This is a genomic window from Halioxenophilus sp. WMMB6 (assembly GCF_033283405.1).
Taxonomy (GTDB): Bacteria; Pseudomonadota; Gammaproteobacteria; order Pseudomonadales; family Cellvibrionaceae; genus Halioxenophilus.
Window position 1 is genome coordinate 412,707 of record NZ_JAWMQR010000002.1, and the last position, 12,477, is coordinate 425,183.

Here is a 12,477-nt window from a genome sequence, read left to right on the forward strand (position 1 = left end):
AGTGGTACACGCGTGCTACGCGATTCATACCGGCGCAAGGATTGCCGCTTAGCCTGCTGGAGTTGTGTTTGCAGCGCGACCTGGACAGCCATCGGGTGTTGCGCGGCAGCAAACTGTTCCTGGACGAAATTCTGCACAGCAACCCGCCGATCAGTGTTGAACAGACTTTCCGGATTCTCGACAACGCCCTGCAGTTGTTAAACAGCGATGAGGCGCCCTTTCAACTGGGCCAGCGCCTGCTGCCCGGGGCTAACGGCGCCGCCAGTAGGGCTCTGATGCTGGCCCCCAACCTGTACGCGGCGCTGGAGTTGTTCGTCAAACACCAGCCACTGCTGTCACCGCTGCTGGTGCCCAGATTCCACCTGGATGACCACTACGGCTACCTCTATTGGCAGGACGGCTGTGGCGCTGGCAAGTTAGCCCAGGCGCTGGTCGAGGCGAGCACGGTGGCGGTCATTGCCTTCAGCCGCCGGCAGCTGGGTGCGCGCCCGCCCTGGCAATTGGCGTTTCGCCACACCCGCCCCAAGTACATCGAGCAATACTGGGCACACATGGGCGATACCCTGGCCTTTGGACAACCCTGTGATCTGATGCGAATTCCGCGTGAATATCTGTTTCAAAACTGGCAGGCGGAGGGTATCACCGGCCAGTTGGCGCTAACCCAGGCCGGGCAACAACTGGCGCAATTGCCGGCCAGCCAACCGCTGTTAGCGGCAATTTACGACCAACTGATGGCCGCCCTCTGTGCCTGCGATAGCCGCGCCTTGCAGTTGGAATCCCTGGCTGCGGCCATGGCCATAAGCCCCGCCACACTCAAGCGCCACCTGCAAAAACACGGCAGCCACTTCCAGCGGCTGCTGGACCAGGTGCGTTTGCACCGGGCACTCTACCTATTACACCACCAGAGACTCTCCACCGAAGCCGTGGCACAGCAGCTTGGCTTTCACGACAGCGCCGGCTTTCGGCGCTCGTTCAAACGCTGGACCGGCCAAACCCCCGCCGCCCTGCTGCAACAAACCGAGTCTGGGTTCGCACACTTGGCGATCTAGTCGTCACAGCCGGATGGCAATAGAAAATTCACACGGAGGGGGCCGACCACCTGCCGGCTATTCGCGCCATGGTGGTGTGTGTTTTTTTGGAGAAGTGGGGAGCGCCAACAGCTTGTCGACTTGGGCAGCCGGTGTCATCACCGCTGGCGACGTGCGCGTTTCAACGGCTGCAAGTTGCCCGGAACAAGCAATCGCTAGGGAGACTCACGCCAGCGTTTTGTCGCGCAAGGTGGACCGCTACCAACGATGAAATCACTCGGCTTAATCAAACGGTTTTTCCGCCAATACAGTACGCCACAACTCGGCAAACACCACCGCTTTATGTTCACCGGCCATGGTAAATACCCGCTCCTTGGGCAACAGCTCTGCCAGCAGATCGTGGCCGCTTAAACGATCGTTATCGCCGTAACCCAGCCAGACCTTACCACTTTGTAACAGAGCCTCATTGGCCAGCAGCCACTGCCACAACTCGGCCATACTCTGTTTGCGACCGTCCAGACCCAGTTGCCAGGGTGCGGGGCCGCCGTTGTTAAGATAGTCACGCACCTGAGCGTGCAGCTCCGCCTCACCACTGTAGGGCGCGAGCAGCACCACACCGGCAAACTGCGCGGGCAGATCACGCAATGCCAACAGGCTCCCCATGCCCCCCATGGAGACCCCCACCAGAAAGATTCGCTGATAACCCTGCGCCTTGGCCGGCTCGATAATATCCGCCTTCAGCCTGGGCAGAAGTTGGCGCGTGCGGTAGTAGCCGAAGTGGGCATCGGGGCAGACCAGGTCAACACTGGGGTAGGCCTGTTGCAAGGCCGCCACAAAACCGTATTTTTCAAAATCCTTGGGCGAGCCCCCCAAACCACCCAGCGCAATCACCAGGGTTTTGTGATCCGACTGCGGGCCGCTGAAGCTCAACTGGTTCATCGGCACCTTGATGCTGGCGCAGGCGGTGAGCAAAATGGTCGATAGAAGAATTGTGTAACGCAGAAAGAGAAATGACCTCATAGATAATCCTTACGCTTTTAAATGTTCCTTACCTGCCAAATAGACTCAAATCCGTATTATTCATCTCAATTCGGCGAACATTTTACCTGCCACCGATCACCCCACGAACAGCCAGGGTCAATTGTCGATACTTGGGTATTTTTGCCGACTATTTGAACAACCGTTAAAAGCCCCAAAGCAACCAGTTACCCACCAAACCTCCTGCCTGAATTAGTAAATACCACCAAGAAATTAACACTACTGGTAATGTGTGTTCTAATCGCCCAAATCACCGAACACAGCCAACCCAGGTGGCCAAGATTTAACCACCGCCAGCTATGGATAAGCAGGATAAGCAAGCCCCAATGCAAGGAAGCCGCCCCCCCTATCGCCCCGATATTGACGCCCTGCGGGGCATCTCCATTTTGGCCGTTACTCTTTTTCACGCCTTTCCCCGGTTTATGCCTGGGGGTTTTATTGGCGTAGACACCTTTTTTGTGATTTCCGGCTACCTGATTAGCCAACGCTTGGTGGCCGATATCCGCAGCGATCACTTTTCCTATCTGGCATTTTTGTGGCGACGAGCCAAGCGTTTGCTGCCGGCGCTGTTTTTAATGCTGGCCGTGGCAACCGCCATCGCCCCCCGCTTAATGATCACAGTGGAACTGCAGTCGTTTTATAAACATCTGCTTGGCGCACTCACTTATACCTCTAACTTTATTCTGCTCAGTGAGAGCGGCTACTTCGACGCCAGCGCCAGCAGTAAGCCACTGCTGCACCTGTGGAGCCTGGCGGTTGAAGAGCAGTTCTACCTGCTGTGGCCGTTTCTGCTGCTGTTCGCACACCGGGCAAAATTGCTAATGCCGAGTATGTGGGCGGTAACGATCACCTCCCTCTTGGCGGCGGTTTGGCTCACCACCATCAATGAGGCGGCAGCCTTTTACCTGCCCTTTACCCGCTTTTGGGAGTTGGGCGCCGGCGGCCTGTTAGCCCTGGCGCAACAACCCAACGGCCTCCTGGGCGATAAATTCCATCTGCGCATTGGCCCCTGGGCCGGCCTGGCATTAATTATTCCCTGCTGCTTTTTACTCAATGGCGAGATGGCCTACCCGGGCTATATCGCCACCGTCCCGGTATTGGCCGCGCTACTGATACTGGCCGGCACCTCCAGTAGCGGTGAACACGGCGGTAAATTCAAGCTTGAGCCGTTAGTGAAACTGGGACTGCTCAGCTACTCCCTCTACCTATGGCACTGGCCTATATTAACCGTACACCACTGGTTAATGCTGGGTAACGACAACCTGCAAACAATAACCACTGCGCTGTTTATTGCCCTGTTTGCCGCTATAGCCACCTACCGATTTGTTGAACGGCCAATACTGCACAAAAAGAGTTTCCAGCCCCTAGCGGTGAAAATACCGGTACGAGCAGTGGCAATGGTGCTCTTCGCCACCCTGCCGTTTCAATTCCTACTACCCAATGCCACGCAGGCGAAAGCTGATCGTTACGCCATGATTGAGAACAAAAGACAACTGCAAAGGCAGAACATAAAAAGCGAAAGCTGTATCAAGCAGTTCTCGAATGATGCCTATTTTTGCCGGTTTTATGGTGACATAGACAACGTACAAGTTGCAGTAGTAGGTGACTCGACAGCCAATGCTCTGGCGGGCGGGTTAGGTCAAATCCTCGCTGAGCGCTACCAGGTAGGCACATTTAACGTTGGCCGACCAACATGTCCACCGTTCACTGAACTTTCTGAAAGCAGAGGATGGTTCAGTAACCCCCCCGGCGTATGCAAAGGATTGGTCGACCGTTATGTAGAGTACATAATTAATGATAATAAAATTACAACCGTAGTCTTGGTTAACTTGGCTAAGAGTCTATCAGTTGTGGAGTTTGCTGAAGAGAGTTCGCCATTAAATCCAGAAGCTCAAGCCAAGTTAGCATCTCAGGCACTCAAAAATATGACAGCACGACTACAACGTGCTGGCAAACATGTTATTGCGGTTGTGGATATGCCCTACTTCCCCATAACTGCAGCTGAATGTATACATAGACTGGCAGTAACTGGTGATGCGGCCCAATGCCTATTTGAAGAAAAATCTATGATAGGGGCAGACTATGCCATTCTCCTATCGTTAGCATTGGATCAACCCCCAAACAGTTGTGTTTATTCTCATAAAAAACTATTTCAACATCGGGGCAAGTACAGCATGCTCTCGCCAGAAGGAATTTTACTCGTAAGAGATAGTAGTCATCTATCGTATTACGGAGCTAAGCTGGCAGCAGAACTAATCATTGAACAGTGCGCTATAAAAACCAGCTAATGTCCACTGCAATCGGAAGAGATGTGTTAAACCCAAAAACAAAAAAGCCCCAGGCCAACACCTGGGGCTTTTACTTTAATCCGAATTAACTAAAACCGAACAACCCCTTGCAGCAAAAAGAGATCGGTATCAACATCGTTGTCGTCATCTTCAGAGATTGCATAAGAAGCATATAGCCCAATGTTGCTAACCGGAAACCAGGAACCATGCAGCTCAAAACTCACCACATCGGAATCATCAGAGCTGGCCAGAGAAGTACCCGCGCCAAAACCGATTCTGCTGTCGAGATAGTAGGTTACTCCAACACCCACGGTGGTGGTGTCATCCACCACATCGGAATCGGAATAGCCGATCCCCCCGGTAATCGCTAAAGCACTCGCGCCAGCCAATTGTGCAACATGCTTTACATCCACGTTAAAGTCGTCGGTATCATCAGAGCCAACCTCGGAACTAGTATAGGTCGCCGACAAGGTGGTGTATTGAGCGAGATACTTACCACCAGTCAACTCCCAGGTATCCCCGTCGTCACCATCGCTATCATCTTTGGTATAAGCGATACCGCCAAACCAGCCACTCTCCTTATCGATCAATAAACCGCCAACATTGTAGGAGTCGATATCAAAATCATTGCCAAAGGCTTCAAACTCAGTGTTGGTGTAGTTGGCAAAAACGGTGGTGGAACGGTCAAGAAACGCCGCTTCCGCCAGCGGCCCTTTGCTGTCATCGGCACCCCAAACGTAGTAGGAACCACCCAGGTTCCACACCGTAAGATCAACATCAAAGGCATCCAGATCAATCTCACCGGTACCATAGCCGGCGTTTACCTCAACGCTGTACTTATCCGCCATGACAGGCGCGGCACAGGCCAAGGCCACTGCTGAAACCAATAATTCTCTTCTCATCATGATTCTCCGTAATAGCTTTATGATCCTGTTGCGCACTCTGACGTCACGCTTAACCAAACGCATGCCATACAGCGTGCGAACGTAATTTTTAAAATGAATAAATTATGATCAACACCCACACCCAGCGGTATCGGTGGCGGCAATTCTAAGGAGCTTTTGGTCGCGGTGGAATCGCCGGGATCCATTGTTATAAAAATTTTTATAACCGGTCACAAAACCCACCAGCCACCCTAAAACCAAACGCCAAAAACTGCCCGACGCAGCAAAGTGCCGAGTAAAAATAGTGGCCAATAACTGAACCGAAGGTGAATAAAAAAGGCGGGATAACAACCAAGGATGAGAACGAGAACGGGGCCACAAAAGACCCCGGTAACACAGTTATTCTACAACGCCATCTTTCCAATCCGGCTTGCTGCCAAACCAACCTTTGCCGTAAGAGAAGAAACGGTCCCAGAACGCTGGTCGCTCCTCGGCCATCGCTTGGGCGTAACGCTCAGCCGCCTCAATCGCCGCACAGGTAATAATATCCAGGTTACCCGCATGCGACGGAATCCAATCACCAAGCCCTTGCACCGATATCTCGACCGTCAACACACCCTCACTAAAATGAGGATCCATGGATACGTGATAACCCGGCACATACTCCTGCATCAATTTTTCCCGCAGAGCCATCGCCACCAGCAGCTTTTTCATGTCACAGCTTGGCATCTCAATACGCATCTTACTGGACATCTTCTCGCGCGCAGGATCCTCATCCACCAGCAGCTCAATCACCGCATCGGTCACGCCGGTAAATGCGTAAATCGCATTGCGGGTAGTCTCTTTATAGTCATCAATATTGGCAAACGTCGCCGGGCCAACCGAGTCAGGGGTAACCAACGTCCGTACATGAATCGCCGTCGCGGCCGGAAAGGCACTGGTAATCGCCTCCAGCATGGGAATGGTCGCCTGGCCACCACAGGTAACCATGTTGATATTCTCCGCCTGCGCTAAAGAGTTACCGGTCAACCCCGGAATACAAAATGGGCCCATCTTGGCCGGCGTTAAATCGATCGCCTTAATACCAGCCGCCGCCAACAAGGGGGCATGACGGCGATGATCACTCGCCGAGGTGGCGTCAAAAACAATATCGATGTTATCGGCATTGGCCAAAATAGCATCTATACCTTCATCACTGGTCGCCACACCCATTTCACGCGCTTTAATCATCCCCTCAGAGGAACAATTACGGCCCGCGACAAGGGAGCAGTTAAGATAGTGAGATCGATCAATCTTGATCAAAAGATCGGTGCCAATCTTGCCGGAACCGATAATCGCGACATTTAAAGCATTACCATGACTCAACATAACAACTCCCGAATATCCAACAACAGTGTTTAGCAGCTTTAAGAATAATACCGTCGCAAAAATTAATATCCTGGGAGATCTGACATGCCTTAACGAAATAAAGACCCGGTCATAAAAAATGACTGGAGTGTCGACACCTAATACAAAAGTATTAATTGGTCTAGGTTTTTAGCTGAGGAATTGCAATAGGATTGAGAGGTTTGCCGAGGAGAAAGCAGCGTCAAAAGACGCCTATTTAACCATTTAAAATTAAAACAAGAGAATAGGCGGCAGGTTCGGCACTTTTCAAATCAACAGCCCAATGCTCGACTACCGTTACAACAATGAACTAAGCGACATACATAAACTTGAATTCTACAAATCCACTCCCCCTTCTTTAAAGATGGCCAAAACAGACAACACCTCCAGCAACAGAGCCATCTAATAACACCTCGTCAATAGCAATAAATTAATCCATAACACCCTTCAAACAAGCACACTTCCACCCCAAGCCCAAACACCCCCAAATCACATTCAGCCATCGACCAACGTCACAAATAGAAAATATATAAACCTGATCAACGCCTGTGAAAAATAAGATAAAAACAAAATCAGAAGAACAAGCCATTAAAACCGAACACCAATTAATACCACCCAGTTCCAACACACATAATTAAGATCAGAAATTCACTCACACCAATAATCCGGTGAATTCTATACAGATTAGAATTATTAACCCTTCCTCTAATTCTGTTATTAAAAATCAGAGGCAGCCAACCGCCCCGAAATTAGCACCCCCAAAAATGCTTGTAGATATAACAGTCAAAATAGAAATTGCGACAAAGGCCACAAGAAATATTAACCACGAACCATAGAATCCAACCCGGGCAGAATTTGAGATTCATTGGCTGCACATGACAAACTTAATATTTTGAAACAAAAAATCATTACTTACGCTTGAAAAAAAAATTCCGCCCAGCCAAACCAAATATCAACACGCCACACCTACACCAAGCCAATAAAAAAGGATAACTCATGACACAACAAAATGATTTTCAACTAGACATCCCAGAAGCAGACTTAAAAACTATCAAAGAAGCAGCATTGACGCTTAACAATACCCTCGGGCCACATTTAATAAGCATTTCAAATGCTGCTCGCCGAGAGCTTCCCAAAATGGGGCCAAGATCTATCGATTTTGTCGAAAAGGCGCAAGAGTATTCAGCTAAATACCCCAATTTAATTCCGGCATTTCTAAGTCAAACTCTGTTTGATAATGATATGAAAGCTGTTTCAATATTACGTGATCTGCAAAGAACTATGCGTCCGCTAGCAGACAGCATTGATGACAGCCTACTGCTTGCAGGCAGTGAAGCGTATCAAGCTGCATTAATCTTTTATCGCAGTGTTAAGATGGCGGCAGATCAGGATGAATTAGGCGCAAAGACTGTACGCGATGATCTTGCCACTCGATTCCCATCTTCTCGGCGCAGCCTTGAAACAGAAGAAACCGAAGCCGATCAGTAAACGGTAGGTTTTATTGATCTATATTCCGCCGATAAAGACTTTCGATTTATCAGCGGAATTTTTAATTGCGGCTATAACATCTCTTCAGCAGTTAGCGACTCAGCAATAGACCCCACACCTCTATATATTTTCCGAATCCACCTTCCGTGACAGAAATCAGCCGTTCTAGAGAAGAAAATTGGAGCAAATTACTCCGATGATGGAGCAAATATCAAGAATCTCTGTGCATATCTATTCAGCGTCGGAGAAAACATCGTCAACATTGAGGTACTGATATGCGGTACCTGTGCATAAAGTATCGACTATTCTCAATATTTTCTCGGAACTCGGAGTTATTTAGGCCATTCCCGTAGAAAATTGCTCTAATGTTGGAGCAACGAACTCCGTCACCGCACATATTTTAATCAAACTTTGAAGCTTCGATCCCGACTTCTCTTGCAGATAGGGGCAACCATGAGGAAATATACACAGAGTTCCTCGAAGAAAGGCCCGCGAGTCTATAGCTATGCACAGATAATGGTGGAAAAAGGGGGAGTATCTGGGCCCAGCATCCCAACATCGGGGTTCTGCGCTCAAACATTGAGGCTCTGCACTCCAACCTTGGGGCCCTGCGCTCCAACATTTAACCTTTGCATTCCAAACCGTAGATTTCACTCGATATAGACTTCAATACAACTAATCTAACTATATCGCTTCTCTACTATCAATTTGGAAATCTGCGTATTCCAGGTAGTATGCACTCTTCCTTTAGCGGGAGCTCTTGTCTCATTTTTTGTAAGACCAAAACTTAGAAGGCATCGCAGTCACGTGGCACCACAACATTTAGATATAACCGACGAGGCAAGTACACTCCGGGCGGCTTTACTGGCACTACTGATGGTTGCGCCTATTATCTACGCCGCTGTACTGGCCAAGAGGATTAGCCAGAAAGGCAAAAGGCTTAACTATATTCTAACGGCCGCCGCCTTATCTTATGGCTTTTGGTTTTTATGCCTGGCGCTGAGTGTGGTGCTCTATAACGGCTATTGGTCTGTGGTTGCCAATTTCGAACATTGGTTGGCTCTATTCCTTACCACCTCCGAAAGCACCATTTACCAACTGTTATTATTGGCCACTTGTGTACTTGCTGTTATTGGCAGCGCCCTGATACCGCTACGTTTGCGACGTAGGTTTTAATCCACAAACAGACAAAAAACACCCTTTGGGCATCAACTCACTACACGGATATGCCACCACCAATTTCTACTCTGCCCAAATTGTGAAGATCATCCAGCGACGCCCTCTTCTATAGATGATGCTCCAAGAAATTATAAATTCTTGGAGTCGGTCCTAGAACATCCAGATTAAGCATAACATTGAGGGATGAGAACTTTGGCGGCAGAGCACAGGCCGGCTCCTCTAAAGAAGTTGGCGGGCATTAACAGTGCCAGCAGAATAGTCTTAACCCATCCTTTAACGAAATTACTGATAGTTCGTCACTCTTTATAGCAACCGCCCAGGCCTAGACCTTCCGCAACGAAACACTATTTTTGAATATTTAGTCAATATCGCATGGCTACTATCCTCATCACTGAAGATAGGTTCGCCCTCAACCCGCAAGGAAGCTAAAAATGAGAATTTAGCTACCATCAATACGTCAAAATGACTACGCCATCACAGTATTGACAGCAACAGAAGAAAAGTAGGAGAATCGAATGCATTAATACGACCTACAACAGTCAGGCGATCGATATAGGCGAATGCTTTTGGGTCACTAATTAAGGCCGTGTAGGTAAAGCGCTTAATCAGTAATCAACCTCTTAGTTACATCTTTTCTTATCTGGCATTGAGGAATCAAGGTCGCTCAATTGTCTACGCCTGCTAGGTAAGCCTGCAATAAAAATACTGATACTGATTAGGACCAGCAGCCTTCCCGACACATTGGACAAGAATTAGATTTTTAACCTATATAAGCGCCAATAACCAAATTCGATTCATCAAAACGTCAAGAAGAATCAAGAATTGTTAAGCGCAGGTATGGATACTCTAACAAACGTATGGATACTCAAATAAAAAGCAAAATTAAGCTCAACAGGTTAAGAGCTTTCCTATTCTGCGCGACAGCACTAATACTCACCTCCGCCCACTCTTCTCAGGCATTACCCAAAATAAGATTCTCAGGTGTCTCATTTTTGGGAAGCCATTCATACATTCTCAGCAACTATCCTGTCGGACTTAAACTTAACGAAGAATCAGACACAAAATCTAGAGGCGATCTTAATAAAACTTTACTTAGCGCAATAGAAAATACCCCCCCGACGGGAATGTCACTAGTTGATGACTTAGGCCACCTTAAGGCGGGCGACGATTTAGCGGTCACCTTCGCAATTGACTATGAGAAAGTTAGCCACGAACAATTCGGGGATAGAATTAAAATTATCGCTGAAATTTCTGGGCAGATTATAATTTTTGATTTTTCATCGCAGACTCTAGTTGCTAATTACCCCATTGCGGCAGCATCCAACGGACTTATAAAGAGTAGCGAAGATCTGCAACTGGAATCAGAGAAATTACTAAGCTCATTGTATCTCGGCGATGAGGCCACTGACGGCATATTACAGTTAGCAGCAAAAAAACTTTCGCTAATAAAACCGGAAAGAAAAATCGGCTTAAGATTCCAGATAAAGGAGTTTAATTTTTCAGAAACCACTTTGATGCTAGTCCCCGAAACAGTAAATATTAATGCAGAAATGCAATATCTAGGGCAATACGTTTCAGCACAACTGTCTCACCAGCATAATGTATCGGTACTGCCTTTCGTAAAAGGCTATGCAATCAACAACACCATGGCGGGAAGATTCGCAGATGGAGCCATTTACAATCTTTCACTCCCTCCCCCAGATTACACATTTCAATTCGATTTTATGAACGCAAAGAGCCAAATATTTAATGAAGACGATTTGCTCTTTGCCTGTCAACTTAACATGCAATTCACACAAGCCATTACCAATAAGCAGTACATCAATACAACGCTTTACTACGGCATACCCAAATTAGTAGCTAAAAACCAAAAAAATATCGATGAATGGGCCGCATATGTGGACTGCCTGGAGGTATTTGTCGACGAGTTGATATCCCAACTAGCTAGACCTGATAAAAAATGGCTCAAACAGCACGGTGGCGACAACCAAACAAGCGTACAGTTTAAAACGAAAAAAGGACTCTTCAATGGCTAAAAAAACTACCGTGACCTTGCTTTTCTTGGTCGCATCTATTTTTTTGCTTTCCTTAAATACTCCACGCGCTTTTGCTATCGAATTTCAAGGTGCGGGAACAAGCGAATACAAAGGTAGACTCGACAATGAAGAAAGAAGCAGCGCGGAGACCCAAGCATTGCAGCAGTTAGTCGAAGGCTGGATAGCGACACAGCAACAATCACTCTCAAGAAATTACTACAAAGTTAAATCAGAGATCGACAACAAGATTACAGATTACATCATAGGGCAACCAACGATTATTGATGAAACCATTGACAAGAGTAGAAAAAAATATACGGTGGTTTTGAGAGCACAAATTAACGAGCCACTACTAGTTAGAAAAATAAACGAAATACCGGGAAATAATAAAGTTTCCGACGAATACATCACATTTGTTTTTGTTGCCAGAGAGCAGACAGGCAAAGTCATCAGAACGTCTAAGTCTGCATCAAACACCAAAGGAACTACTCAGGCAATCAAAAAATCAAATGACGAAAATGCAGCATCAATCAACAAGTCAAGCACGCAGAGCATTTCAACAGAAACCTCAACAACTCAATTAAACGACGAAATTCTATGGAGCGTTTCTACATCCAATGAAATTGACGTTGCTATGGGCGATGTATTTACAGATGCAAACTTAAACGTAATTGATGCAGCCTTGCTAATCGATGAAACTGGCGGACTATTTGATCCAACCAACTTTGTAAAAGACTACGAGAAAGGCAATGACATTTATCCAAGAACAAAAAGTGAGGCGCTGCAAGGGCTAAAAGGGCTACAGGACCCGGTTCAGTACTTTGCTATAGGCACGCTCGATATAGACGAAGAGCTCACTGACAAACTAACCGGCCACATAAAAATTGCGGTTTCAGTAACCGGCCAAATATTATCCGTGAAGCAACGCGGCTCTGCGGTAGCAAAAGTTGGCCCAGTACAGTACTTTGGAGTCGGCCCTACCAGAACAATAGCAAAAAATAATGCACTTAAACTAGCTGCGGAATCAGCAGCCAAAGATTTAGTTGCCAAAATTAATGCTCGGGCGCGGTAAAATTGCACTCACCGACCCACCTGTAGAACAACAATTACTATCACAAGCATCAATAAAATCTGTCGGCAAAAGGAGTTA

8 protein-coding genes are annotated in these 12,477 nt (G+C 47.6%); 5 read left to right on the top strand and 3 right to left on the bottom strand.

Going from position 1 to position 12,477, the window contains the following annotated elements; all coding sequences use genetic code 11:
* The first annotated feature begins 68 nt into the window (after positions 1-68).
* Positions 69-1,049 carry a helix-turn-helix transcriptional regulator gene (locus tag SBL51_RS07560; protein ID WP_317930288.1) on the top strand — a complete coding sequence of 327 codons (981 nt, stop codon included), beginning with the start codon at positions 69-71 and terminating at the stop codon, positions 1,047-1,049.
* Positions 1,050-1,310: 261 nt separating this feature from the next.
* Here the strand turns inward: SBL51_RS07560 and SBL51_RS07565 are convergent, their stop codons facing one another.
* The gene (locus SBL51_RS07565) at positions 1,311-2,048 is read right to left on the bottom strand and encodes an alpha/beta hydrolase (RefSeq protein WP_317930289.1); all 738 of its coding nucleotides are present in this window, start codon (positions 2,046-2,048) and stop codon (positions 1,311-1,313) included.
* A 344-nt stretch (positions 2,049-2,392) separates the two neighbouring features.
* Between SBL51_RS07565 and SBL51_RS07570 the strand changes: the two genes are divergently transcribed.
* Complete coding sequence (locus SBL51_RS07570; RefSeq protein ID WP_317930290.1) at positions 2,393-4,354, top strand: acyltransferase family protein; 1,962 nt, start codon at positions 2,393-2,395, stop codon at positions 4,352-4,354.
* Positions 4,355-4,443: 89 nt separating this feature from the next.
* On the opposite strand, the gene SBL51_RS07575 is transcribed toward SBL51_RS07570, so the two are convergent.
* Positions 4,444-5,259, bottom strand: a complete 816-nt coding sequence (locus SBL51_RS07575; protein ID WP_317930291.1) for a putative porin — start codon at positions 5,257-5,259, stop codon at positions 4,444-4,446.
* Positions 5,260-5,637: 378 nt separating this feature from the next.
* On the bottom strand, positions 5,638-6,606 hold the full coding sequence (locus tag SBL51_RS07580) for an acetaldehyde dehydrogenase (acetylating) (protein WP_317930292.1): 969 nt from the start codon (positions 6,604-6,606) through the stop codon (positions 5,638-5,640).
* A 1,014-nt stretch (positions 6,607-7,620) separates the two neighbouring features.
* On the opposite strand from SBL51_RS07580, the gene SBL51_RS07585 reads away from it, so the two are divergent.
* From SBL51_RS07585 to SBL51_RS07595, 3 genes are all read left to right on the top strand, one after another.
* A complete protein-coding gene (locus SBL51_RS07585) occupies positions 7,621-8,112 on the top strand; it encodes a hypothetical protein (protein WP_317930293.1) in 492 nt (163 codons plus the stop codon).
* Between the two features lie 2,036 nt (positions 8,113-10,148).
* The gene (locus SBL51_RS07590; RefSeq protein WP_317930294.1) at positions 10,149-11,327 is read left to right on the top strand and encodes a hypothetical protein; all 1,179 of its coding nucleotides are present in this window, start codon (positions 10,149-10,151) and stop codon (positions 11,325-11,327) included.
* Positions 11,320-12,399 carry a hypothetical protein gene (locus tag SBL51_RS07595; protein ID WP_317930295.1) on the top strand — a complete coding sequence of 360 codons (1,080 nt, stop codon included), beginning with the start codon at positions 11,320-11,322 and terminating at the stop codon, positions 12,397-12,399. The genes SBL51_RS07590 and SBL51_RS07595 overlap by 8 nt, the downstream gene beginning before the upstream one ends.
* Positions 12,400-12,477: the final 78 nt, after the last annotated feature.

What these genes read in the sequence shown, in the direction of transcription:
- SBL51_RS07565 (WP_317930289.1), bottom strand. Translation starts at nt 2,048, where the DNA reads ATGAGGTCATTTCTCTTTCTGCGTTACACAATTCTTCTATCGACCATT.
- SBL51_RS07570 (WP_317930290.1), top strand. Translation starts at nt 2,393, where the DNA reads ATGCAAGGAAGCCGCCCCCCCTATCGCCCCGATATTGACGCCCTGCGG.
- SBL51_RS07575 (WP_317930291.1), bottom strand. Translation starts at nt 5,259, where the DNA reads ATGATGAGAAGAGAATTATTGGTTTCAGCAGTGGCCTTGGCCTGTGCC.
- SBL51_RS07580 (WP_317930292.1), bottom strand. Translation starts at nt 6,606, where the DNA reads ATGTTGAGTCATGGTAATGCTTTAAATGTCGCGATTATCGGTTCCGGC.
- SBL51_RS07585 (WP_317930293.1), top strand. Translation starts at nt 7,621, where the DNA reads ATGACACAACAAAATGATTTTCAACTAGACATCCCAGAAGCAGACTTA.
- SBL51_RS07590 (WP_317930294.1), top strand. Translation starts at nt 10,149, where the DNA reads ATGGATACTCAAATAAAAAGCAAAATTAAGCTCAACAGGTTAAGAGCT.
- SBL51_RS07595 (WP_317930295.1), top strand. Translation starts at nt 11,320, where the DNA reads ATGGCTAAAAAAACTACCGTGACCTTGCTTTTCTTGGTCGCATCTATT.